We start from the raw sequence: 25206 nt of genomic DNA, 5'->3' as shown, positions 1-25206 counted from the left end.
TCTACTCTCCGGTTCTCAGCGACTCGATCTGATCGAGCTTTTTCGTCATGTGTGCCGCAATCCGTCCAATGTACGGCTCATCCACCACAGCGAGATGATCGCCTCCGATTTGCACGATCTCGAGATCTTTCACAACGGGCGCCCATCCGCCGTGCTCCTCGCGCGAGTCGTAGGCAGGCTCGAGTGCGATCGCGTCATCGTGGTACTTGTCGGCCATATACAACGTCACATGTCCGCCGTAGGGCTTGAGCTCCGCAGTCTGGATCGCGCGGTTGTCGAGCCACGACGTCCGCTGATGCTCGATGATGCCGCCGGGAATCTTGGCGCCACTGAGCTTGACCAGATCGGTGATGATGCGGATCTGCCCCTCGTCGTCGGCTTCGACGAGCTTGTCGTACGGAATCGGGTAGTCGACGTTGTAGGTCTTCTTGGCGAACTGCGCGTACCGCTCCCACCGGCGTCGCACTTCTTCCTTGGTGTCCGGAATCTCGACACCCGGCATGACTGTGTCCAGCAGTCCGACGTATGCCACCTCGATTCCTTCCTCCTCCATCTGCCGCGCGACCTCGTACGCCAGAATGCCGCCGAGCGACCAGCCGACGAACACATACGGCCCTTCGGGCTGAATTGCCTTGATCAGCGGAACGTACTCGGCAGCTCTGACAGAAATTGGACCCTCGACACGCTCGAGTCCGTACATCGGCGTTCCAGCCGGCAACTTACGCAGCAGCGGCTCGTACGCGACGGTCGAGCTTCCGGCCGAGTGGAAGGCGAAGACCGGCGTCGCGCTCGAACCTTCCGGTCGCGGACGCAGATTGCGCACCACACCGTCGATCTCCCCGCCTTCGAGGTGCGGACGTACCTTGTCGGCCAATTGCTCGATGGTCTCCGAGTCGAGCACGTCGTCCAAAGTGATCTCGCCGCCGGCCCGCTCGGTCAGCCGTGCAGCCAACTTCTCGGCGGTCTCGTCGTCGAGGATCGGCAGGATGTTGAAGATGCCCTTCGCCGACTCCTTGGTCACCACGGCCCACGTCGCGAACGTCATGCGCTCGGCATTGTCACGGGGTGGAACATCCGAGCCGGCGGCCTCGGCGAACGCTTCCTTGCCGCCGAGATCGGTCTGTTCGGCGACGGGTGCGGCCGACGGTACCGGCTGATACTCCGCGCTGGGCGTCGTAACCTCGGGCGATTCAACGGCTGTGTCGATCGCTTGGTCACGTGCCTGCGCACCGGCCTCGGCAGCCTGCTCGGCCGCCTTCTCGGCAGCCTGCTTGTCGGCAAGTGCCTGAACTTCGTCGCGGTTGTCGAGGGCATACCGCAGGTACTTCTCGACCTCCAACAGGTTGGCATCTCGAACGGCCTGCAACTGCACCGTGGGGATGTCGAACTCGTACTCGACGCGGTTCTTGATGCGCACGGCGCTCAACGAGTCGAGTCCCAGCTCGATCAGCGGAATCTCGGGCGGCAGATCCTCGGGCGCATAGCCCATGGACTCGGCGACGATGATCGCCAACCGGTCTTCGAGCCTCTGATTGCCATTCGGGTCCCAGCGATCGCCGAAGTCCTCGACGACGTCGGGCAACTCTGAATCCGAACCGAACTGGTCACTCCGCAGGCTCCGCTCCTGCGGCGAGCTGGACGGCTCCACCACTGCCACAACCGGTTCCGGCAACGGCTCACCCGAGGTGACCACTGCGTCGTGGAGCAGCGTGAACGACGAACCCGCATGCGCATGGATCTGGACCGACGCACCGCCGAGGTGTGAGGTCAACGTCGTCACCAAGGTGCCGGAGGCGGGAATCACGGCGTGCGTGACGGATGCACCGAGCTCGACACCGGAGAATACCTGTGCAGCAGCCGCTTTCACCAGAACATCGAGCGACTCCACGGCGGACGCGTCGACTTCCCAGACGTGACGACCGTCGGGCAACGCGACGCGAGCGCCGGGGATCCGGCCGGACCCGCTTGAACTGACCCGCGATTCGAGCCAGAACTTCTTGCGCAGGTACGCAGTTCGCGGAATCGACGCATAGTCACCGTCGTCGAACAGGGTGGTCAGATCGAGCGCGTGACCGTGAACGTACAGCTGAGCCAGCGCCGCCAGGAACGTCTCGGCCTCGTCTTCCTTACGCTTGAGCGTCGGAATCAGCGTGGAATCTGCAACACCCGCCGCCCATGCGGTTGCCGCGACCGACATCAGTGCCACCGGGTTCGGCGCAAGTTCGACGAACGTCGTATGACCATCTCCGACAGCGACATTGACAGCCTGGGTGAACCAGACCGGGTGACGCATGCCCTTGGTCCAGTAGTCGACCCCGTGGATCGCCGCATGCCCGACGCGATAGTGCGCCTCGCGATCGACCGACGAGTAGACCCCCGCAGTGAGCTTGCCCGGTTCGATACCGGCCAGTTCGGCGGCCAGCTCGCCGAGCAGCACGTCGACCGCCGCGGTGTGGCCGGCTCCCTTGACGTCGAGCAGACGAGCCATCTTGCCTGCGGCCTCGGCCATCTCGACGAGAGCCTCGACCTCAGCACGTGGCCCACCGACGGTGGTGTGCGTCGGCGCGGCATAGACGCACGGCTCGACGTTGGGGAACTGATCGGTAAGAGTCTTGACCTCGTCCGCCGTGTACTCCACGAGAGCCATCGCACCCACCGTAGCCTCGGTGACGCCCTCCTGACCCTCGGCCAGCAGTCGCGAGCGGGCGTAGATGATCCGGACTGCATCTTCCAGGTTCAGTCCGCCGGCGACGTACGCCGCGGCCACCTCACCCATCGAATGCCCGATGACCGCTGCGGGCTCGGCCCCGTGCGCGCGAAGCGTTGCAGCCAAAGCGATCTGAATGACGAAGATGCCGACCTGAGAGTTCTCGAACTCGTACGTCTGCGAGTCGTCCAGGATGATCTCCTTGATGGAGTATCCCGCCTCGTCGATCAGCAGTTCATCGACCTCGTCGACAGCAGCAGCGAAGACCTTGTTGGTCCGGTACAGCGTCGACGCCATCTTGCGGTGCTGGCTACCGAAGCCGGAGAAGACCCACACTGCACCGTTCGACGCGGGTGAGTCGGCGGAGAAGACTCCCTGGCCTGGCTTACCAGCCGCGATGGCACGCAACCCGGTGATCGCCTCGGCCCTCGTCGACGCGAGAACCACAGCGCGCGAACGACCGTGGTTGCGCTTGGCGAGCGCGCGACCGACATCCACGAGCGGCGTCGTGCTGCCTTCTTCGGTCTCCAACCAGTCGGCGAGATCCGATGCAGCGCGCTTGCGACGCGACGGAAGCGCAGCGGACACCGCCAGAACGACAGTCTCCGGTGCGGCGGGCTCCTCCTGGAGGATCGCTTCGGCCTCCGCAACCGGATCCGTCGTCTCGACCTCGGGAACGATGTGCTCCGACGAAGCCTCCGAAATACCTGCCACCAGTTCCGCAGGCTCCACGCCTGTCTGATCCGGTCGTTCCGCAGGCTCCACTCCTGCCACCTCGTCGGCGACGTACTCACGGACCACGACGTGGGCGTTGGTGCCACCGAAACCGAAACCGGACACCCCGGCCACAGCCTTTCCGGTGTAGCGCGGCCACTCGGCGCCCTCGGACACGACCTTCAGGTGCGCCTTGTCGAAGTCGATGTACGGGTTGGGGCCCACGTAGTTCAACGACGCCGGCAGTCGATTCTGCTGCATCGCCAGCACAACCTTGATCAAACCTGCTGCGCCAGCAGCAGATTCGAGGTGGCCGAAGTTGGTCTTCGCCGAACCGAGCAGCGCAGGCTTGTCCGCGTCACGGCCACGACCGACGACCCGTCCCAGCGCGTCCGCCTCGATCGGATCGCCGAGAATGGTTCCGGTGCCGTGCGCCTCGATGTAGTCCACGCCCGAGGGTGCAATGCCCGCGTCGCGGTAGGCAAACCGCAACGCCTCGGCCTGCGCATCTGGGCTGGGCGCGAGAAGTCCGTTGGACCGTCCGTCCTGGTTGACGGCAGAGCCGGCGACCACGGCGAGGATGTTGTCGCCGTCGCGCTCGGCGTCCTCGAGGCGCTTGAGCACTACGAGACCGCCGCCCTCGGAACGAATCATGCCGTCGGCGTCCGAAGAGAACGCCTTGATCTTGCCGTCGGGCGCGAGCACACCGGTCTGACCGAATCCGACAGTGATCGGCGGTGCGAGCAGCATGTTGACGCCACCGGCCACGGCGAGGTCGGATTCACCGGTGCGCAGGCTGCGCACAGCCTGATGCACGGCGACCAACGACGACGAGCATGCCGTGTCTACAGCGATGGACGGCCCGCGAAAGTCGTAGAAGTAGGAGACGCGGTTGGCGACGATGGCTGTCGACGTTCCGGTCAGTGCATACGGATGCGCATTGGGGTCGCTGACGGCGAGGAGTTGGTAGTCGTTGGACGAACTACCGATGAACACACCAACCTGGGCACCCTTGACGGAACTGGCGGGGATGCGAGCATGCTCGAGTGCCTCCCAGGTGAGCTCGAGCGCGAGCCGCTGCTGCGGGTCGACGTTGACGACCTCGTTGGGCGACATTGCGAAGAATTCGGCGTCGAACGTCTTGACGTCGTCGAGGTAGCCACCCTTGGTGACCGTTGCGTCGACGGCTGCCTTGATCGCGGGATCGGAGGTGAACTCCTCCCAACGTCCCTCGGGCAGATCGACGATGCCGTCGCGGCCCTCGCTGAGCAGGGCCCACATCTCTTCGGGAGTCGAGCCTGCGCCCGGGAAGCGGGTGGACACACCGACGATGGCGATATCGTGCGATTCGGCGTGCGCGTTTCCACGCAGGTAGAAGGCGTCGTCGACGTCGTCGGCCGGGGTGTCGGGCTCGCCTTCGATGATGATCTTCGCAAGCGAGGCAATGGTCGGGTGCTGATATACGACCGTCGCGGTCAGTGTGACACCGACGAGTTCCTCGATCTCACCGCTGAGAGCCACGGCGTCGCGGGAAGAGAGTCCGAACTCTTCCATCGGACGATCGTCGGAAATCAGATCGGCCGATTGACCCGTCGCCTCCGCCACCCAGTTCCGCAGCCAGTCACGGAGCTGGGCGACGGTCATGTCCGCGCCCTCGGCTTCGACAGGTTCGATGTTGTCAGTTTCTTGTTCAGCCATCACTCACCAAGTTACGTGTCGAAGGAGTACGGGACGCGCAGACGTCAGTCGGGCAGTTCCGCGTCAGGGAACGCGGTCTGCTGGTAGCCGCCACGGAGGGTGCCCTCGATGTAGGCGGCCTTGCACGCGCGGCGCGCGATCTTGCCGCTGGAGGTACGGGGGATCGAACCGGCCGGGACGAGCAGGACATCGCGGACCGTGACGCCGTGTCGGGCGGAGATGGCGGTGCGGACCACGTCGGCGATGGGCTGCGGATCGGCCTTGCCTGCTCCGGGCGCACGCTCGGCGACGATGACCAATTGTTCGGAGCTGTCCTCGGGATCCTTGGTCAATGCGGCTCCACTGAACTCGAAGACGATGTCGGGGAGCTGGTTGAGCGGGACGGCAAACGCAGCGACGAAGCCTGGGCGCAGGGCTTTGCTCGACTCCTGTGCCGAGAACTCCAAGTCCTGCGGGTAGTGGTTGCGGCCGTCGACGATCACGAGGTCCTTGACGCGTCCGGTGATGTAGAGCTCGCCGTCGTGGTAGACGCCGAAGTCGCCGGTACGCATCCAGTTGCCGCCCTCGGGAGCGCCTTCGGCATGCGAACCCTCGGGGTTGCGGTGTACGAGCTTGTTGTGGAAGGTCTCGGAGGTCTCGGTCTCACGACCCCAGTAGCCCTTGCCGATGTTCTCGCCGTGCAACCAGATCTCGCCGACGTGCTCGTCTGCAACCTCGGTGGCGGTCTCGGAATCGACAATGGCGGCCCACTGGCTACGCGCGACGGTTCCGGTGGACACCTGAGGGATGGCACCGGGGGCGTCGGGAGCGACAACCACGAAGTTGCCTTCGTTCAGCTCGACACGGTCGACGTAGACCACCTTGGCCTCGTCGGCGTGCTTGCTGGTCGAGACGAACAGTGTTGCCTCGGCCATGCCGTAGGACGGCTTGATGGCGGACTTCGGCAGACCGTACGGGCCGAAGGCGTCGTTGAACTTCTTCATGGATGTCGTGGTGACCGGTTCACTGCCATTGATGAGACCGATGACGTTCGACAGATCCAGGCTCTCGCCGCTCTTCGGCAAACCGCGCTGGGCGGCATGCTCGAAGGCGAAGTTCGGGGCCGCAGCGAAGGTGCCTGCTCCGTCGGAGACTGCGGCGAGTTCCTTGATCCAGCGCCACGGACGCTGCACGAACGCGCGCGGGCTCATGATGGTGATGTACTTGCCGCCGAGCGCCGGGAGGATGACGGTGAGCAGGCCCATGTCATGAAACATCGGCAACCAGGTGACGCCGCGAGAGTCATGGTTGATCTCCATGCTGTCGACCATCTGCAGGGCGTTGACGCCCACCGCGCGGTGGGTGATCTCGACACCGGCGGGCGTGCGCGTCGAACCGGAGGTGTACTGCAAGTACGCGATGTCGTCGAGGTCGGCCTTCGGCTCGACCCAGGTCTCGCCGACGCTGTCGGGAATCGCATCGACAGCGATGACACGAGGGCGCTGTGCCGCGGGGAGCGCGCGGAAGAAGTTGCGGACGCCTGCAGCGGAGCTGGTTGCGGTGAGGATGGCCGTGGGCTGGCAATCGCCGAGCACCGCGTGCAGGCGGTCGGTGTGGCCGGGCTCGTCGGGATCGAACAGCGGAACGGCGATGGTGCCTGCGTAGATCGCACCGAAGAACGCGACGACGTAATCCAGGCCCTGAGGCGCCAGTATTGCCACCCGATCACCGGGCTTCGTCACCTGCTGCAGCCGCGCTGCAACAGCACGGAGGCGCGTGCCGAACTGGGCCCACGTCAGCTCGTGTGCCTCGCCGTCGCGTTCGCGGGAGTAATCCATGAACCGATATGCCAGCGTGTCGGCATTCTTGGCAACGTTCACCTCGACGTGGCGTACGAGAGTCTTGCCCTCGCCAATGGTGATGTGGCCGTTCTCATCGATGTAGTCATCGAATGTGTGGCTCATTGTGTTCAATCTCCTCCGACGGTGTGCGTCTTGCCGCGCTCCGAAAGCTGGCACCCCGGATCAGCGAACTCGCGCACCGACATCTCTTCGACTCACGTTCGCGCCGAGCGGGGTGAATATTACTAGCTGGTAGCTATCCAAATGATCAGTTCGAGCTGTCCCCACCATGCTCCACCGTGCTCCGGCGAAACTTTGCGGCGACACGTACTTCGGTCACTCGCCTTTCAACAGCTCGATGACCGGAGCGAACGCTTCCATCTGTGTGGGGAAAACCCCGACATAGGACATCGTCGTTTTCGCGCGAACGTTACGGATCTGATCGGCGATTTCGTCGTATGTCCCGAATGCCAGATATGGGGACGTCAGAATATCCTCGACGCTCAACTTCACGTCGACGTCGACATTGGGCGGATATCCGTTGTCGAGCGCTGCAAGTGCCATTTCCGCCATCTGCTCGCGGTCGTCGGTGACGACGATGGTGGTGATGGCCCAGTTCAGCTCGATCTCGTCGAAACGATCGCCTGCAGCCTTCCGGATGAGCTCGACACGTTCGAGGGTCTTCTCCAGTGTCATTCCCGACAGCTGAAGCTTGCCCTCCTTCGTGGTGCTCGGTACGACGGAGATGATGTCCGCGTACTTGGCGGCGAGCGCCAACATGCGCGGACCGCCACCGCCGACGCAGATCGGCGGACGCGGACCCTGCCGCGGGCGTGGGCTGCCCTTGAGTCCGGTGATGGTGAAGTGCTTACCCTGGAAATTGCATTCCTTGCCACGCAGCAACGTGTCGAGGATTTCCAGACTCTCCGCCAACTTCTCGATGCGTATACCTGGCCGGTCGTACACGATCCCGGCTTTGTCGTACTCGTCGCGCATCCAGCCCGCGCCGAGTCCGAGTTCCAACCGGCCACCGGACAGTACGTCGATGGTCGCAGCGTCTTTGGCCAGAATCGCCGGGTGCCGGAAACCGTTGGCGAGAACTGCGGTACCGAGCCGAATCTTGTCGGTCGCCACTGCCAACGCACCGAGCGCCGCGATGGGACCGACCTGGTTACCCAGATGATCCGGAATCATGAAGCTGTCGTAGCCGAGTTCTTCTGCCTGCTGCGCCAGCTTGATGAACTTACGCGCTCCGCCCTCTTCTGCGTTGCCCTCCCCGCCTGCGGCGAAACGGAACTTACGCAGCGCCGTCACATGCCCTTCAGCGGGCAGATCGGGGGCCTGGGCGGAACTCATGAATAGGTCTCCTCGGTGCAGGTGCGACTGGTTTCCAGCGCCTTTCGAGCCTGGGTCAAGGCGCCACTCTATCTGCTCGCCACGTGGGAATACACTTTGCGGGGTCCACTGACAGCACCTTTGTGGCCAATACCCAGTTGCCCCGAGGGGGCCTTGTGAGAACTACATGGGTGTTCTCTAGGGGTGCGCAATCTCCGGCGCCGACGAAATCAGCCCCGCCGCCCAACCTGCGGTCCATTGGGTCGTGGTGGTCCCTGCGTCGTCGACCACGAACGTGTTGTACGACGCGTGCACCGGATTCCCCGCCGCACCGGCGAGTATCCCGATGCTCTGCGGGATGTTCCGCAGCGACAGTCCTTCCGATGGTGCCGCACAGATCAGATCGCCTGCGGCACATATCTGATTGACCTTCTCGTCGAGCGATCCGAAGCCACCCTGCCGCGGTCCGGTCATGGTGATTCCGGGCAGATCGAGACCACCCAGAGCAACCTCGGCACCGACGCCGTCCACCGGCGGTCCGATGTCGACGCCGGACGTACCGTCGCGACGTCCGTCGGCGATCAGCGTGACACCGAGGACCCTCTCCGCAGCCACCGGTCCGTTGCCCGAACCGATCTCTGCGGCGATGTCGCCCGCGATCACTGCGCCCTGCGAGAAACCGACGAGGACGTAGTTGGTCAGCGGGCAGTGATCGCTGACGCGAGCCAGCTCTGCCTTGGCGACCGCCGCGCCCTCGGTTCGACTGTTGTTGTACGACTGCTGACCGTCGGGCGGGAGCGCAATGGGGTTGGAGAACTGCGCAACGTACGGAACGGTGTACACGCTGGCCCGGCTCGGGTCGAACTGCGCCTGCAGCGGCTGGGTCACGTTCAACAGCAGAGACACCGGGTTGGCGGTCGGGTTGTATGGATCGTCTCCGGCAGCCGACTCCCAGGTGCCGGGAATCGCGATGACGGAAACATCGGCACAATCGGCGGGCTGCGACTGCGGCTGGTCGGGACCCGGCCCCGGCGGCGGGGACGGAATCTGCTGCGGTAGGCGCCCTGCCAGCAGGTACCACAGCGCGACGATGATCAGCCCGAGTACGACTACAACCGCAAGGAGTTTCGGTAGTAGTCGCCGCTTGCGCTTGGTGGAGTTGGCCATATCAGAGAACCATCAAGCCTTGCACAGTGTGTTCTGAGCCGCCGTGATGTAGACCTGTGCGGCCTCTCCTGCCTGCTCAGCGGTCATCTGAGTGCCGGAGGCGCTGGCTTCGACGCCGACATTTGCCGTCACGAACGTCGAGATCTCGTCCGCCGGAACACCCTGCGACTGTGCCGAGCAGATGTACGTAGCTGTGGAGATCGCAATCTCACCGTTGCCTGCAACGGTGACACCGTTCCTGTCCAACTCGTCGAGGAATGCCTGGCCACGATCGTCTACGGGAGCTTCGGTCGGTCCAGGGAAGCCCTCTGGAACCGGCTGTGGCTGCTCGGGCGGCGCAGTGGCCGCATCCCCCGGGCTCGTCGTCGCCGCCGCCGAGGTGGCCGACGTCTCCGTCGTCGGCTCGGCCGTCGTCGTTGCCGCGGCAGTGGTGCTCGACGTCGTCGACGGCGATCCTGTGGCTGTCGAGTCGTCGCTGCCGCACGCGACCAGAAGGCCACCGGCGGCGACGCTCAGTACTGCCAGGGACAGCGTCCGGGCAAGAGAAGTTCGCATCATCAGTCCAGTCGTTCGGCGTCGAAGGTCATCGGGGACGGTACAGCGACCCGCTGAGAACAATCTGAGCAGACTCCCAGCGGGCTTTCACGATCACGGCGCGATGGTGACCTTCCCGTCCTTCACCGTGATGATGCCGAACTGGAAGTTCTGCTGGATTCCGCCGCCGTCCATGTCGAACTGATCGCTCGTGATGTAGCCGAGTCGGCCACCTTCGTAACCCACGCTCTTCCACGCGTCGAAGATCTCACCGTTGCGGATCGCCCACGCGCCCGTCAGCGGACTCCAGTAGATATTGCCGCCCTCGAACTCGTTGAACCGGCCGCCGTCCCTGATGGGTCCGATTTCACTCGTCTTCGGGAAGCCAAGTGAACCGTTCTCCCAACCGAGTTGGCCGTACTTACCGAGAATCATTCCCTGCACCGAGTGGGTTCCGAGGTCCGGGCTGTGATACATCGCGCCGATCTCGAAGCCCTGCACCGCGCCGGGCTTGGACGGCGTGGGTACCTCGTCGAGGACCGGGTATCCGAGCGGACCACCCTCGTATCCCTGCCGTGCCCACTCGTCGAGAATTGCACCCCGAACTGCGTGCGCCCCGGTCTGCGGGGTGAAGTAGATCATTCCGTTCTGGAAAGCGTTGCCACGTCCACGACCGTCCGGAGTTCCGAACTCACCGGTCGTCGGGAAACCGAGCGCCCCTGCCGGTCCACCGGAGCCTTGGTAGTTGCCACCGATTGCGCCCGCGACGACCTGTGCACCGACGTCCGCGTTGAAGAACACGCGACCGAAGCGGAAGTCCTGGGCGCGGCCGCCGGCGACGTTGTACTCCGCCGTCAAGCAGTCGCCGAGCCACGAGTTGGCACCCGAGGCGTTGCCGATCGCGCCGGAAACGCTGCACGACGGCTTGTCCGCCTCGACACCGAGCGAGCTCGCGAGCTGCGGCCAGAGCTGCTTCAGCTCGAACTGCCAGTACTCCCACGTGTGCAGTCCCGACGGGCGGTACACGACCTGCGCGGGTATACCGAGCTTGTTGAGCTTGGTGGCAAAGGTCTGCGAGGTGAGACGAGAGAGAATTTCCAGACCCATGCCCGCGTAGTTGGAGCTGACGCCGGGGATGCCCGACGGCGGATCGTACGGTCCGGCGACGCCGTTGCCGCTCGATACGTAGAGGCTGACGCCCCGCAGCTTCTCGGCGAGTAGATAGGGGTCGTGCTGTGCCCACAGATCGTTGGTCGGCGCACCCCACATTGCCTTGGAGTTGTATCCGCCTGCATCGGCCATCGCGTACTGAATGGCCTGCGGCATACCGAGGGTGGTGGTCGTCAGCATGCCCGACAACGAACCGGCGAACTTGAAGAAACCCTCGTTGCGTGCGGCAAGGAACATGGCCGCGGTGCCGCCCATCGACAGTCCGACGACTCCGCGGGTCTGGTTGGTGCGCCAGCTCGTCTCGAGGATGGGGGGCAGTTCCTTGGTCAGGAACGTCTCCCACTGGTAGTTCTTGCCGTTGTCCTGGTCGACCCAGTCGGAGTAGAAGCTGGACTGCCCGCCGACAGGAAGAACGACGTTGACGTTCTTGTCCGCGAAGTAGGACTCGGCGTCGGTCTCGGCCGTCCACCCGTTCTCCTGGTCGGTCGCACGCAGACCGTCGAGCATCCACACGGACGGGAACACCGCCGCGGGGTTGATGTTCCAGTCGCGGGCGAGCAGGAGCTGGACCTGGATGGGAGTGCCCATCGACGGAGATTCGATCCACAGCGCGACGCGACGATCCGACAGCCAGTCCACCGCAGTGACTGTGGCCGCGGACGGTGCCTGCGTCTGAGTCGGCGCCGCGAGCGCTACCGGTGCAGCCTGAGCGACACCCGCCGCGCCGAAGGGTGAGATCAGTGCAGCGGCGATCACTGCGGCCGTTGCCGTCCGCCTGGCGGCTGCTCCAGCCGTAGAGCGCCGGCCGAATCGAGCAAGCCCAGTGCGCATGATGGTGACTCTCTTTCTTTTACTGCGTGTTCTCTCGCCAAGTGAAGATGTTTCGCAGACCTCTGTAGATGTCTTTCTACACGGCGACAACGTCGTATCGGCCAAGGCTCGCTGTGACAGGTGATGCAATTGTGAAAGAAAGCGGCTCACGCTAGTCGTTTTCCACGACCCACGCCCGAAATGCACCGATGCCGCCCTGCACAAGAGCAGAGCGGCATCGGTGAGTCTGGCAGGTTCCGGTGAAGATCAGGCGTTCAGAGCCTCGAGGATCTGACCGCGAGCCTTGAACAGCTCGGCCGACCAGTACGCCCAGCTGTGCGTTCCGTTGCTCGGGAAGCTGAAGGTCGCCGGGATTCCGAGCGTCGCCAGGCGAACCTGGAATGCGCGGCTGTTGGCAAGAGCCAACGCTTCGAGCGCCATGCCGTTGGCGGTGTTGTAGAAATCGATCGGCGCGCGCGGCTTGTCGTACTGACCGGGCAGGCCGGACGCAGCGGACACGTACAGCGACAGACCGCGAAGTTCAGGTGCGAAGACGAACGGGTCGTTGCGCAACCATGCCGGGCTCCACGGAGGTCCCCACATGGAATCGACGTTGAACCACGACTGCGACAGCATCGCGACACGAATGGCCTCACGCATGCCGGGTGCCGAGATGTTCAGGTAGCCCGAGAAAGAACCAGCGAACTTGAACTGATCGCGGTGGTACGCGGCCAGCGTCAGCGCAGCGGAGCCGCCCATCGAAATTCCGAGAACGGCATTGTTGGAGCGCGAGACGCCGTAGCCCTCGAGGAAGGCGGGCAGATCCTGGGTCAGGAACGTCTCCCACTTGTAGGTGACTTCCTGGCCGTTCAGGTTCGACGCGGCGTACCAGTCGCTGTAGAAGCTGGCCTGGCCACCGACCGGCATGACGAGCGTGACGTCGTCGCCGGCGAATTGGTCCTGGGCGTTGGTCTCGAACGTCCACGCGTTGCGATCGTCGCGAGCACGCAGTCCGTCGAGTAGGTACAGCGCAGCATTGCCGCCGCGAGCTGCCCACTGGACTTGGACCTTGATCGGACCCATCTCGGACGGGACGAACAGGTCCTCGCGTCCACCGGCGGGAGCCTTGTGCACGATCGCAGTGGGGGCTGCTACCGCTACCGCGCCACCGACGACACCGGCTGCGATGGGAACGACGAGTGCGGCTGCACCGACGCCGAGGAGGCGCTGCCGCCATCGCTGGGACAGTGTCGGCTTGCTCTTGAGGCCGGCAAATCGCATGAAATCGTGCTCTCTCTCGTCATTCTGCGGTCTCCGCGATTCGCGGCCCCCGGCATTCCAACAGGGCTGTCTTCGGCCCCGTCGGGCCGTAGTGAAGTGTGTTCGGTTTTCCCACGCCGACCGAAGAGCCGAGAGACTCTGCAGAGACGCGCACAAGGGAGGCTATTGCAACCGACTACTCCGAAGCAAAACTGTGATCTAGATCTTAGGCTTGCTTCAGGGGTGATACCAGACTGTGACCTTATCCTGCGAACCCCCCGCAGACCACCCTGTCAAACCAGTGAGTTCTCACAACCAGAGCGGAAAGCGGGGGATCTGCTGGATCTGTCAGCCGATGTTGGCGCTCAGGTCAGGCGCCATGATGTGCGCCTGCTCCTGCCAGTAGCCCCACTGATGCGTTCCGACGCTCGGGAACGCGTATGTGACATTGTTCGCACCGATACTCGCCATGCGGATCTGGAAGGCGCGGCTGTTCGCCAGCGCGATCGCCTCGAGACCCATTCCATTGGCGGTGTTGTAATAGTCGATGAAGCTACGCGGCTGATCGAGGCCACCGGGCAATCCGCTGCCTGCGAAGACCCACACACGAGTGCCGTTGTCGCGAAGGCGGGGTGCGAACACGAACGGGTCGTTGCGCAACCACGCGGAGTTCCACGGCGGCCCCCACATGGCGTCGATGTTGTAGCGGCCCGAGTCGAGGAGTGCGAGGCGCATCGCCTCACGCATACCCGGTGCCGAGATGTTCAGGTAGCCCGAGAGCGAGCCCGCATACGAGAACTGTTCCGGGTGGTAGGCAGCCAGAGTCAGTGCGGCGCTGCCGCCCATCGAGATACCGACGACGCCGTTGCGGTTCGGGTTGAAACCGAGCCTGTTCTGCAGGTTGTTGCGCAGGTCCTGGGTTAGGAATGTTTCCCACTTGTACGTCGTCTGCTGGCCGTTGAAGTTCGACGGTGCGTACCAGTCCGAGTAGAAGCTCGACATTCCGCCGACAGGCTGGACGACATTGATGTTCCACGATGCGAGGTACGCACCGGCATCGGTCTCGTGCTCCCAGCCGGAGATGTCGTTGGTGGCACGCAGGCCGTCGAGCAGGTACACGACGCGATTGGTGTTGCCGTCGGCCGCGCGCCAGATCCGGCTCTTGATCGGACCCATGCTCGAGTCGGTCCAGAAGTCCTGAGCACCCGGATCGAACGCCGCATTGGCCGTCGCACCCGTCCCGACCACTGCAAGACCGAGCGGCAGAGCCACAGCCATCACCAGAGACGTGAGTATCCGGCGGAAGCGCCCCCTGGCACTCTTGTTCGTTCTACCCAGCATGCATTTGACCTCTCAGCAGTGTCGGTGTGCCACAGAACCTGCAGCGCACCCGTTTCAGCGGTATGAACCCGGCGCGAGAGCCAGAGCAGTCACACATATCTTTCGCATACATCGACCCGAAGGCGACTTCCGTTACAGAAACGAGATATCCCATCTTGGAGACAGAACGGTATCGACGCAACTTCATGCGGAACGCCAGCGTTTCGAAACAGCAGCGATCAATTATCACCCTTCAGGATCGGCGGCTCGAGACCACATCTCTGTAATTCGTATTCGGGCACACGGTCGAAACGATATCCCGCGTAGAAAAGCGACCGCTTGATGTTTCTGATGAACAATTCCTTCGTCAGCGGCGCGCGGTACGAGGCGATCAATTCCTGCGTGTCGGGACACGAGAGCGCAACTCGCGCCTGCGTCACCCAGTCCTCGTCCATGTACCAGGGCAGGTACGGGTGCTCCCCGACCAAGCCGAGATCGGCCACCACCCAGTCCGGATACAGGTTCTTGTCGTGCCCGATTCGCCCGTTCTCGAGGCGCTCGGTGTGCGAAGCGAGCGGATAAGCCAGACCCATCTGATCGATGACTCGTACGTCGAGGCCCACGTTCATGCTCGTCATTCCCAGATTCAGGAAAAATACTGTGTGACCTGCACCGCCGGGGGGAATGGGCAACGGTGGCGGCACGACATCCCAGTAGGTGAACTGAGCGCTCGGCAACAACAGACCACCGTCCGGAGTGTTTGCGATCGTCTCCACCATCGGACGAATCCGCGGATAGTCGAGGTAGTCCGACGCCAGAATCGGATGGGCATGACCGGTATTGAGCGCATAGAACGCTCGCTCGTCGACAATTCCCGTTTTGCCGACGATCGAGCCCTCCGGCATACCCGTGGTGTTCGCAGCGAAGAACGCCCAGATCACCGTCGCGAACCACACGAAAGTCCCCACCGCGAACGCAACAATCTGCCGGATATCGGAATTCTTGGACGGAACTGTCAGCGGAATGACAGCAACGGGAAGCAACAGTGTGAACAGTGCGGGCAGAAGCGTCCTGCCGTGCATGAAATCGCCGCCGACGCGCACGGCGTACAGGAGGGACAGAATTCCGCTGACCAGTACGAAGACGACGACCGCGCTCGGGGTGCGCAACCAACGCTGCAGGTCGCCCACGGTCCGCGGCACCGGTCGAATCGTCGGACGAGCTGTCCTTCCGAGAGTGATGGCGATGCCGGCGATCAGCAGCAATACCAGCGGAAGCCACAGCATGTACGGGCCGAGCAGGTTCCAGAGGTAGTTCAGTCCCTGGGACCACTTGGCGCCACCGGCATCCTTCGACACGGCCGTGTTGGGGTACGGCAGCCCGTAGTAGCCCATTCGCCAGATCTGATAGAGAACCGGCGTGACGCCTGCGACGGCGAACACCGCCACGCGGCTGGGCCACGTCTGCGGAGCCAGAAAGATGACGACGAGCGCGAGACCGCCGATGATGACCAGTTCCGGACGGACCAGCGGCCCCAGGCCGCCCCAGAACGCCAGCAGCAACAGTTCGGGTGTGCGGACTTTCCGAGTGGCCCAGCGGACCATCAGCAGCCAGAGCGCCGCGATCCAGAAGATGACCAGGCAGGTCTCGAGCCCCGACGTCGCGAAGTCCCTGGCCGGTGGGACGGCGATGTAGACCAGCACACCGGCAGGGAGGTAGATGGCTGCGCGTCCGGTGCGGGCGCCGTTTCGGCCGAGTGCGATCCCGCGCTCTCGGGCTTCGAGGAGGGCAAATGTCCCGAACATCGCGACAACGATCGCAGCGGTCGACAGCACGAGCGCGATCGTGAGAACGACGTACTCGAGCCGGGCCTCGCTGAGCCAGCTGCCCGCGTAGACCAGGTAGGTCCAGATCGTGCTGGTGTTCGCCTCCACGCGCTCGCCGGCGTTGAACACCGGGCCGTTGCCGGCGAGGAGGTTACGGACCGTCCGCAGCACGATGAGACCGTCGTCGGCGATCCACCGGCGTTCCCACGCGCCGTATAGAAACAGCAGTGCCGATACGACGACACCGACGCCGAAGATCGATGCCGAGACTCGACTGCCGGTCAGCTCCCGCCGAGGCTCGTCCGCGATGTCATCCCGCGTCCCATGTTCACTACCCGGCGACGTAAACAGCGACACCGACTACTCCGATCCACGCGAGGGCAAGCACCTGCAACACCCTGTCGCCGAGCGCGATCTCTTCGGGTTCACCTGCTTCTCCACCATCGACGTCCACCGCGTAGCGAAGGATCGCGACCGTGAACGGGATCATCGAGATGGCGAACCAGTTGGAACCGGTCCCCGCGTCTTCTTGGAAAGCCCACAGCCCATAGCAAATCACGACGGCGGTCGCCGAGAGCGTCCAGACGAATCGGAGGTATGTCGTGGTGTAGTTCTCGAGCGACTTCCTGATCTTCGCGCCGGTCCGTTCGGCCAGCTGCAGCTCTGCGTACCGCTTGCCTGCAGCCATGAACAGCGAGCCGAATGCCATGATCAGCAAGAACCACTGCGACAGCGGAATCGACGCTGCCACGCCACCGGCGATCGCGCGAAGCAGAAATCCGGACGAGACGATGCAGATGTCCAGCACAGCCTGGTGCTTGAGACCGAAGCAGTACGCCAACTGAATTGCGATGTACACGCCGATGACCAGCGCGAGCTTCCAGTTGGCGAGGAACGAGAGTCCTATCGCCAACGCGATGCAGACGACGGCCATCGCGTAGGCGAGCTTGACCGGCAGCACCCCCGCGGCGATCGGACGGAATCGCTTGGTGGGATGAGCGCGATCGGCGTCGACGTCCAGGGCATCGTTGACGAGGTAGACGCCCGACGCGGCGAAGCAGAAGACCACGAATGCCAGACCGACCGACAGCAGCACATCGGGATCGGTCACCGAACCGGCAGCGAGCGGGGCCGCGAGCACGAGTACGTTCTTGACCCACTGACGCGGACGAAGCGCCTTGATCACACCGTCGAACAGGTTCTTCGGTGGTGCTCCGGCTGGGGGGGCTTCCTCGCTCATTTGTCTCCTTCGAACTTGCACACGGCGGCTGCGGACAGGGCGCCGAGCGCGGATCCTGCGAGTACATCTGTCGGATAGTGCACTCCGAGAACGAGCCGCGACAGCAGCATCGGAGGTACCAGGACCGCAGGCAAGGGTAGCCCGGTCAGTCGGCCGAGCAGTACGGCGGCTGCCGTCGTGGACGTGGCGTGCGAGGACGGGAAGCTCAGCTTGCTCGGGGTCGACACGTTGATCCGAACCGACGGATCGTTCGGACGCGGCCGACGCACCACCCGCTTGATGACGATCGACGCGGCATGCGAACCCACTGCGCCGACCGCGACGCCTGCCCACTGCCGCCTACGCGGGGCGTCGAGCGCTGCCCCGATACCCGCGATCGCAACCCAGCCGAGCGCGTGCTCACCGAAGTGCGACATGCCCCGCGCGATCGCTACTGCACCTGGTTGCGCACCGACCGTCGACTGGATCTTCGACAGGATGCGAACCTCGGCAGCCGATTCGGTTTGGTTCTTACGCCTCGTAACGAAAGACACGTTCCCAGGTTTCCTTACTGGTCAGGTGAGGGACGGCGTCGCGGTAGCGACCCTTGAGCTCGGGAAAACGGCGCGATAGCTCGGCGCGCAGCGCCATGGCTTCCTTGAGCAACGCGGCAGCTTTGTCGCGGTCACGTTGGCGGTAGACGACGCCTCGACCGTCGGCGGTGGTGACGGTGACGCCGTCCACCTGTGACAGCAGGAACCAGCGCGCATCGAGCGTCGGAACGTTGAGCTGCGGGCGCTCGTGATGACGGTTGTGCGCTGGCTTCGCGTTGTGAATCAGGCCGCTGGCGAGACGCTTGATCTTCGACAGCGGGTTCGTCGGCAGTCCGACGGCTCCCACTTCCTCACCCGACGGATGCGGCAGCTCGGTGGAGGAACTGACGACGACAGCGTCGGGGTAGGTCTTGCGCAATGCGTGAACCTCGCCGAGCGACGTCGGGAGGATCTCGAGGATGTGCTCGGGTCCTTCGAGGAAGTCGCGGATCGCCTTGTTCTGGATGGCGACGGTCGAGTACTCCAGGCACAGCAGGTGCTTGACGGTCGCCTTGACGGTGTCGAGCACGAGACCGCGCCCGTTGCCCGGCATGTGAAGCGCCGCAACGACGAGACGGTTACGCAGGTGGAAGTACGCCTGCCAGTCGATGGCATCGTCCTTGTCACTCCATGCCATGTGCCAGATCGCGGCACCGGGCAGCGTGACCGTCGGGTAGCCGGCTTCTCGTGCGCGCAAACCGTATTCGGCATCGTCCCACTTGATGAACAGCGGAAGTGGCTGACCGAGATCCTCCGCGACGACGCGCGGAATCATGCACATCCACCAGCCGTTGTAGTCGACGTCGATGCGCCGGTGCAACAGCTTGCTCGAACGCAACGGGTACTCGGCGAAGTCGTGGTCGTACTCGACGTTCCGAGCAGCGGTCCACATGAAGTTGCTTCGGTCGATCACTTCGCCCATGACGTGCAGGTGGCTGCGCGCTTGCAGGTTCAGCATCTGACCGCCGACGAGCGTGGGAACCTTCGCGAATCGCGACATCGCGAGCGCACGGAGAATCGAGTCCGGCTCGATCTCGATGTCGTCGTCCATGAAGAGAATGTGCTGGCACTCGGTGTTGTTCAGCGCCTCGTACATGATTCGGCTGTAGCCACCGGAGCCACCGAGGTTCGCCTGGTCGTGGATTGCGAGTATGCCCCCGAGACCTGCTTCGGCCTCGGCGAAGCCCGGCTCGTCTCGGACCTTGCGGGTGCCCTGGTCGGGCATGATGACTGCCTTGATCACGTCGAGCACGAGAGGATCCGAGCTCAGTGCGACAAGTGCCTTGACCGCGTCGGTCGGCCGGTTGAACGTCGGGATTCCGACGGCAACCGTCGCCTCACCCGGGGCCTCGACAGGTGCGTACCAACCCGCGCTCTCGAGCACCACCTCGGAGTCGGAGGTGATGTCGAACCAGATCCAGCCGCCGTCCTCGAACGGTCCGAGATCGATGTCGAACTCCTGTGCGGCGTCGCCGTCGACGGCTTCGCGGCCCTCGACGTGGATGCGCGAGCTGTCGGCTTTGGACCGATACACGTCGATGCGGCAGTGTCCGGAGACCTCGACGCGAAGGACGACCGACGTCAGGACGCTGTAGCGGCGCCAGTAACTCGCGGGGAACGCGCCGAAGTACGTGCAGAACGACACCTCGGACTCGGCACCGATGGCGAGCGATGTACGAGACAGCGAGTGTGCGCGTCGCGCATTGGTCTTCGCTTCTTCGAGGTACAGCGTTCGTACGTCGAGCGGCTCACCCGAGCGCGGCAGCAGCACACGCTGCAGCAGCGACTTACCGAGTACGGGCGCAAGGTCGGCGACACCGTCGTCGAGCAAGTGTTTGGCTGTCATTTGTCTCCCGCCAGCGAAGCGCCGGTCTCGAAATGCGGTGCGAGCGTGTTCTCGTACAGGTTCAGCGCACTGGCGATGGCCATATGCATGTCCAGGTACTGGTAGGTACCGAGACGTCCACCGAAAAGAACTCCGTTGGAGGCTGTTTCGGCCTTGGCGCGGCCGCGGTACGCCTCGAGCTTCGTGCGATCGTCCGGGGTGTTGATCGGGTAGTACGGCTCGTCGCCGCTCTTCGCGAAGCGCGAGAACTCCCGCATGATGACCGTCTTGTCGGTCGGGTACTCGCGCTCGGGGTGGAAGTGACGGAACTCGTGGATACGAATGAACGGAACGTCGCCGTCGTTGTAGTTCATCACCGGGGTGCCCTGGAAATCACCTGTCGGCAGCACCTCGGTCTCGAAATCGATTGTCCGCCAGCCCAGTTCGCCCTCGGAGTAGTCGAAGTAGCGGTCCAACGGGCCGGTGTAGACGATGGGAGCGTCGGGGCTTTCGACAACGAGCTCGGCCTTGACGTCGAACCAGTCCGTATTCAAGCGGACCTCGATGTTCTCGTTCGACGCCATCTTCTCGAGCCAGGCGGTGTAGCCGTCGACCGGCAGTCCCTCGTAGGTGTCGTTGAAATAGCGGTTGTCGAACGTGTACCGCACCGGCAGCCGGGTGATGTTGCCCGCGGGCAGGTTCTTGGGATCGGTCTGCCACTGCTTGGCGGTGTAGTCCCGGATGAACGCCTCGTACAGCGGACGGCCGATCAGCGAGATCGCCTTCTCCTCGAAATTCTGCGCATCCTTCGAGTCGAATTCGCTGGACTGCTCTTCGATGAGCGCCCGCGCCTCGGCAGGCGAGAAGTACTTGCCGAAGAACTGTGAGATCAGGCCCAGGCCCATCGGGAACTGATACGACTGGCCCTTGTGCAGCGCGAAGACGCGGTGCTGGTAGCTCGTGAAGTCGGTGAACTGGTTGACGTAGTCCCAGACCCGCTGGTTCGACGTATGGAACAGATGAGCGCCGTACTTGTGGATCTCGATGCCGGTTTCCGGCTCTGCCTCGGAATAGGCGTTTCCGCCCAGGTGGTGGCGGCGGTCGAGCACCAGGACTCGCTTACCCAGCTGGGACGCCGCGCGCTCGGCCACGGTCAGGCCGAAGAACCCCGAACCGACCACGATCAGGTCGTATCGGCCGGTCGCGGAGGGGTCGGAAGAAGCAGTCGGTTCAGTTACGGCAGTCACGGGCAACCAGGGTATACGGTGCGCGCGACCCACCCGTGCGTGGACAGTTGCCGCACGGCGTATCTACCCACTCACGACGAGGTGTCGCAACAGGTACGTGTCCATCACCCAGCCGTGCTTCGACTTGAGCGCCGCACGCACGCGTTCGATCTCGCCGATGCAGTCGTCCAGCGCCCCCGACACCAACTGTTCATCGCTTGTTCCCAGGTTGGCGCCCCAGTGGATGCCCCACGCACCGGTCCCCACCAGCTCGCGGCACGTCACGCTCCCGTCGAGCATCACCACGATGTTGTCCGCACCTGCCTCGACATCCTTCAGAAGAGCTCGACCGGTCGTGATCACGATCGGCCCACCGATCCGATTGAGCACGATCCGGTGCGCCGCCGCGAGCATCGACACACTGCTGATGCCCGGCGTGACGTCGAAGTCGATGTCGAGATTCCCGAAATCGCGGACACGCTCGACCACGCGGATGGTGCTGTCGTAGAGAGCAGGATCACCCCAGACCAGGAATCCGACGGTGGTGTCGGGCTCCAGACCCAGCAGGACGTCTTCGTACGCGCGCGCCCTGGCGTCGTGCCAGTCCAAGACTGCGGCTTCGTAGTCGGCGGGTCGTCGATCACGCTCGGGGTCGGGGACCTGGATCACCCTGGGCACACCCGGGACGTGACGACGCAGGATCTCGGCCCGCGCCTCGGCCAGGTCACCGACATCCCCGCCCTTGTCCGCGACGAGAAAGACATCGACGTCACGGAGTGTGGCGACGGCCTGGACCGTGATCTGATCCGGATGCCCACCACCGACCCCCACCAAGTGAATCTTCATCCCTGGGTGCCCCTGGGTCGTTCTGCGTCGTACAGATGCGATTCCGCTCCCGGAGTTCGGCCGACCGCAGGCCCGACGAGGATGACCGCTGCCTGACGCAGACCAGCCGACTCGACCTGGTCGGCGATATCGCGGAGGGTTCCCGTCAACACGAGCTGATCCGGCTTGCTCGCGTGGAATACGACAGCCGCCGGGCAGTCGGCGCCGTAGTGAGTCGTCAGCTCGTCGGCCAGAACCCGGACGCGGGTGATCGCGAGGTGCAGCACCAGCGTCGACCCGGTTGCTGCGAATGCCGACAGCGACTCGCCGTCAGGCATCACCGTGGAGCGCGCCTGAGTGCGCGTCAGGACGACGGACTGCGCGACCTCGGGGACGGTCAGTTCGACGCGCAGGGTGGCGGCAGCGGCTGCGTAGGCGGGCACGCCGGGCGTCACGTCCCAGGGAACACCTGCCGCGTCGAGGCGGGCGGACTGCTCCGCGAGTGCCGAATAGAGAGATGGGTCACCCGAGCACAGACGCGCGGCGTCGTCACCGCGCTCGTGGGCGCCGACGAGTTCTGCAGTGATGGCGTCGAGGTCGAGCTGTGCGGTATCGACCAGCCGAGCATTCGGAGGGCAGTGCGCCAGGATCGCCCCGTCGATGTATGTACCTGCATAGACGCAGACCGGACTACTGCGGAGGTGCTCGACGGCACGCAGCGTGAGGAGGTCGGCGGCACCCGGGCCGGCCCCGATGAAGTGGACAGTCACGAAAACGAAGCCTATGCCTCCCCCGCGACGCGCCGCACTCACAGGCAATCCCCGGTATGGCTAACTCTCAAGCTAAGGTTTAGCCTTGTGCCGGATGGGGTTGGTGTTGCTGGTGTGACTCGAATGCAGTCTCGATAGTCACATACGTCACAACAGCATCACAACTCAACGACACACAGAACTGAACGGAAGCAATTCGCGTCGCACAGTCGCAGGATGCTTCGCGGGGCGGCCGGTTACCAACAGGCAGACCCGCACCTACTACCAGGGAGTACCGCCTTGCACCGTCGAACGAAGCCGTCGATCGTTCTCGGCGCTGTCGCCTTGCTGGCCGTCGCGAGTCCCGTGGCGGTCTACAGCATCTCCGGCGACTCCGCGTCCACCGATGTTCGATCGGCCAACGAGACCACCCCTGTGACAGTGCCGACCAAGATCGTCGAGACAGCGCTGAGCTCTGCACCGGACATCGTCATTCCGCTCCAGGAATTGACGGGTCTGCCGCTGCCGGACCTGCGTCTGTCCGATCTGAAGTACCTGCCACTTCCGGACAACATCACCATTCCGCCCTTCGAGATCCCCGAGATTCCGGGCGTCACCGTGCCGTCACCGACGAGCCCGTCGGCGCAGGCACCGGTGCCCGGCCTCGAACCCACCGACGTGGCCGCCCCGGTTGCCCCGCCCGCCGGTGACGACCCGGGTGCGCCCCTCGGCGCCGTCGTCAAGGAGCTGAAGCAGGACGACCCGTTCAGCATGGTCGCCCTGACGTCGACGACCCTCGACGGAGCTGTCGCTCAGGTTCGCCGTCAGCTCGACGACGGATCCTGGGGCCCATGGATCGCGACGGAACCCATCGACACCGGTGCGAGCGACGCAGCGCCGACGGCGGAGAAGCAGGGCACCGAGCCGATCTTCGTCGGCGCCACCAAGGCCGTTCAACTGCTCCTGACGCCGCGCACGGTGGCAGCACCTGCGGTTGCCCCTGCACCTGAGGTTGCCCCGGCACCTGAGGCGGCACCGGCCCCCGCTCCGGAGCAGGAGCTCGGCTACACGCCGGCCTCCGTCTCCAAGCCGCTGCGCCAGCAGGAAACCCCTCTCGCCGAGGCAGTGTTGGACATCAGCGCTGTGCTGATCCAGCCAGGCAGCTCCCCCGCCGACTCCGTACTGTCCGACCTCGCGACTCCGGTCGCAGGCGACGCCGGACCCAAGGTCATCTCCCGCGCACAGTGGGGAGCCGACGAGTCCATCCGGTGTGCCACCCCGACATACGACGACTTCCTCGGTGGCGCAACGGTTCACCACACCGCTGGAAGCAACGACTACTCCAAGTCCGAGTCCGCCGAGATCGTGCGTGCCATCTACGCCTACCACGCTCAGACCCTCGGTTGGTGCGACGTCGGGTACAACGTGCTCGTCGACAAGTACGGCCAGATCTTCGAAGGCCGTGCAGGCGGACTCGACCGCGCCGTGCAGGGTGCTCACGCCGGCGGGTTCAACGAAAACACCATGGGCATCGCGATGATGGGTGACTACTCGTCGGAGTCCCCGTCGGACGAGACACTCGAGTCCGTCGGCAAGTTCCTAGGATGGCGTTTGGGCAAAGCAGGTCTCGACCCCGAGGGCGAAACGACCATGACGTCCGAAGGCACCGACTTCACCTTCGTCGGCCAAGGACAGAGCGTCGACCTTCCCGTGATCTTCGCGCACCGCGACGTCGGAAACACCGCATGCCCGGGAGACGGGGCATACGCGAAGATGGACGAGATCCGCGAAATCGCGGCAGCCAACCTCGGTGGCGGCAGCGTCGACACAGCACCATCGCCGAGCGAGGACACAACAGGCGAGGACCTGACGAGCGATGCAACTCCGTCGTCACCCCGCACCGATGCGAGCAACACTCCGGGACAGAACATTCCGAGCCTCGTCGACGAACTCGTGCGTCTCGCCGGCTCGAACCCGGTGGCGCAGAAGTGGTTGGCGTCCGGCGGCGAAACCGGAATACTGGGCACACCCGTCAGCGGGCTCGTTCAGGTCAAGGGCGGCGGCGAAGCCGCACAGTTCGCGAACGGCTCGATCTTCACTTCACTTGCCGGACAGGCAGTTGCGGTGATCGGCAAGATCTTCGAGCAGTTCATGGCACTCGGCGGAGAGAACGGTGAACTCGGCCTCCCCACCACTGACGAGTACCCGGTACCCGAGGGTCTGCGAACCGACTTCGAGAACGGATCGTTGATCTTCAACGAGCTCACCGGCATCGTCACCACGGTCATCAAGACCTACAACGACACCTACGAGCAGCAGATGCAGAACGGCGCAGTGGCAGCTCCCGTCGAAGCAGCTCCGGCACCGGAAGCTGCACCCGCACCTGAGCCCGCTCCGGCACCGTAACG

16 protein-coding genes are annotated in these 25206 nt (G+C 64.1%); 1 reads left to right on the top strand and 15 read right to left on the bottom strand.

Annotated features, from left to right (window positions below; all coding sequences use genetic code 11):
* Position 1: 1 nt before the first annotated feature.
* The 15 genes from pks13 to ACODSO_RS17765 form a co-directional block, all read right to left on the bottom strand.
* Complete coding sequence (gene pks13, locus ACODSO_RS17835; protein ID WP_489038108.1) at positions 2–5119, bottom strand: polyketide synthase Pks13; 5118 nt, start codon at positions 5117–5119, stop codon at positions 2–4.
* A gap of 44 nt (positions 5120–5163) precedes the next feature.
* Complete coding sequence (fadD32, locus tag ACODSO_RS17830; RefSeq protein ID WP_489038107.1) at positions 5164–7062, bottom strand: long-chain-fatty-acid--AMP ligase FadD32; 1899 nt, start codon at positions 7060–7062, stop codon at positions 5164–5166.
* Between the two features lie 213 nt (positions 7063–7275).
* The gene (locus ACODSO_RS17825; RefSeq protein ID WP_489038106.1) at positions 7276–8295 is read right to left on the bottom strand and encodes an LLM class F420-dependent oxidoreductase; all 1020 of its coding nucleotides are present in this window, start codon (positions 8293–8295) and stop codon (positions 7276–7278) included.
* A gap of 177 nt (positions 8296–8472) precedes the next feature.
* The gene (locus ACODSO_RS17820) at positions 8473–9441 is read right to left on the bottom strand and encodes a cutinase family protein (protein WP_489038105.1); all 969 of its coding nucleotides are present in this window, start codon (positions 9439–9441) and stop codon (positions 8473–8475) included.
* Positions 9442–9453: 12 nt separating this feature from the next.
* On the bottom strand, positions 9454–9996 hold the full coding sequence (locus ACODSO_RS17815) for a DUF732 domain-containing protein (protein ID WP_489038152.1): 543 nt from the start codon (positions 9994–9996) through the stop codon (positions 9454–9456).
* Positions 9997–10089: 93 nt separating this feature from the next.
* Positions 10090–11976, bottom strand: coding sequence for an alpha/beta hydrolase-fold protein (locus ACODSO_RS17810; RefSeq protein WP_489038104.1), 1887 nt, complete (start codon positions 11974–11976; stop codon positions 10090–10092).
* Positions 11977–12222: 246 nt separating this feature from the next.
* Positions 12223–13236 (bottom strand): alpha/beta hydrolase, encoded by a 1014-nt coding sequence (locus tag ACODSO_RS17805; protein ID WP_489038103.1) that lies wholly within the window; start codon positions 13234–13236, stop codon positions 12223–12225.
* 327 nt (positions 13237–13563) lie between these two features.
* The gene (locus tag ACODSO_RS17800; RefSeq protein ID WP_489038102.1) at positions 13564–14556 is read right to left on the bottom strand and encodes an alpha/beta hydrolase; all 993 of its coding nucleotides are present in this window, start codon (positions 14554–14556) and stop codon (positions 13564–13566) included.
* Between the two features lie 218 nt (positions 14557–14774).
* Positions 14775–16670 (bottom strand): arabinofuranosyltransferase AftB family protein, encoded by a 1896-nt coding sequence (locus ACODSO_RS17795; protein ID WP_489038151.1) that lies wholly within the window; start codon positions 16668–16670, stop codon positions 14775–14777.
* 22 nt (positions 16671–16692) lie between these two features.
* A complete protein-coding gene (locus ACODSO_RS17790; protein WP_489038101.1) occupies positions 16693–17601 on the bottom strand; it encodes a decaprenyl-phosphate phosphoribosyltransferase in 909 nt (302 codons plus the stop codon).
* A complete protein-coding gene (locus ACODSO_RS17785; RefSeq protein WP_442971373.1) occupies positions 17598–18080 on the bottom strand; it encodes a phosphatase PAP2 family protein in 483 nt (160 codons plus the stop codon). Before ACODSO_RS17785 ends, ACODSO_RS17790 begins: the two co-directional genes overlap by 4 nt.
* A gap of 31 nt (positions 18081–18111) precedes the next feature.
* On the bottom strand, positions 18112–20019 hold the full coding sequence (locus ACODSO_RS17780; protein ID WP_489038100.1) for a glycosyltransferase: 1908 nt from the start codon (positions 20017–20019) through the stop codon (positions 18112–18114).
* Positions 20016–21245 carry a UDP-galactopyranose mutase gene (gene glf / locus ACODSO_RS17775; protein WP_489038099.1) on the bottom strand — a complete coding sequence of 410 codons (1230 nt, stop codon included), beginning with the start codon at positions 21243–21245 and terminating at the stop codon, positions 20016–20018. The genes ACODSO_RS17780 and glf overlap by 4 nt, the downstream gene beginning before the upstream one ends.
* A 63-nt stretch (positions 21246–21308) precedes the next feature.
* Complete coding sequence (gene cobF, locus ACODSO_RS17770) at positions 21309–22070, bottom strand: precorrin-6A synthase (deacetylating) (RefSeq protein ID WP_489038098.1); 762 nt, start codon at positions 22068–22070, stop codon at positions 21309–21311.
* A complete protein-coding gene (locus ACODSO_RS17765; protein ID WP_489038097.1) occupies positions 22067–22819 on the bottom strand; it encodes a cobalt-precorrin-4/precorrin-4 C(11)-methyltransferase in 753 nt (250 codons plus the stop codon). Before ACODSO_RS17765 ends, cobF begins: the two co-directional genes overlap by 4 nt.
* A gap of 279 nt (positions 22820–23098) precedes the next feature.
* Between ACODSO_RS17765 and ACODSO_RS17760 the strand changes: the two genes are divergently transcribed.
* Positions 23099–25204 (top strand): N-acetylmuramoyl-L-alanine amidase, encoded by a 2106-nt coding sequence (locus ACODSO_RS17760; RefSeq protein ID WP_489038096.1) that lies wholly within the window; start codon positions 23099–23101, stop codon positions 25202–25204.
* The last annotated feature ends 2 nt before the right edge of the window (positions 25205–25206 follow it).

The sequence above is a fragment of the Rhodococcus sp. FG69 genome (genome assembly GCF_057808915.1).
This window is presented reverse-complemented; position numbering and strand designations above follow the sequence as displayed.

Bases quoted from the DNA above. Each gene is read 5' to 3' on its own strand.
- pks13 (WP_489038108.1), bottom strand. From the start codon at position 5,119: ATGGCTGAACAAGAAACTGACAACATCGAACCTGTCGAAGCCGAGGGC.
- fadD32 (WP_489038107.1), bottom strand. From the start codon at position 7,062: ATGAGCCACACATTCGATGACTACATCGATGAGAACGGCCACATCACC.
- ACODSO_RS17825 (WP_489038106.1), bottom strand. From the start codon at position 8,295: ATGAGTTCCGCCCAGGCCCCCGATCTGCCCGCTGAAGGGCATGTGACG.
- ACODSO_RS17820 (WP_489038105.1), bottom strand. From the start codon at position 9,441: ATGGCCAACTCCACCAAGCGCAAGCGGCGACTACTACCGAAACTCCTT.
- ACODSO_RS17815 (WP_489038152.1), bottom strand. From the start codon at position 9,996: ATGCGAACTTCTCTTGCCCGGACGCTGTCCCTGGCAGTACTGAGCGTC.
- ACODSO_RS17810 (WP_489038104.1), bottom strand. From the start codon at position 11,976: ATGCGCACTGGGCTTGCTCGATTCGGCCGGCGCTCTACGGCTGGAGCA.
- ACODSO_RS17805 (WP_489038103.1), bottom strand. From the start codon at position 13,236: ATGCGATTTGCCGGCCTCAAGAGCAAGCCGACACTGTCCCAGCGATGG.
- ACODSO_RS17800 (WP_489038102.1), bottom strand. From the start codon at position 14,556: ATGCTGGGTAGAACGAACAAGAGTGCCAGGGGGCGCTTCCGCCGGATA.
- ACODSO_RS17790 (WP_489038101.1), bottom strand. From the start codon at position 17,601: ATGAGCGAGGAAGCCCCCCCAGCCGGAGCACCACCGAAGAACCTGTTC.
- ACODSO_RS17780 (WP_489038100.1), bottom strand. From the start codon at position 20,019: ATGACAGCCAAACACTTGCTCGACGACGGTGTCGCCGACCTTGCGCCC.
- cobF (WP_489038098.1), bottom strand. From the start codon at position 22,070: ATGAAGATTCACTTGGTGGGGGTCGGTGGTGGGCATCCGGATCAGATC.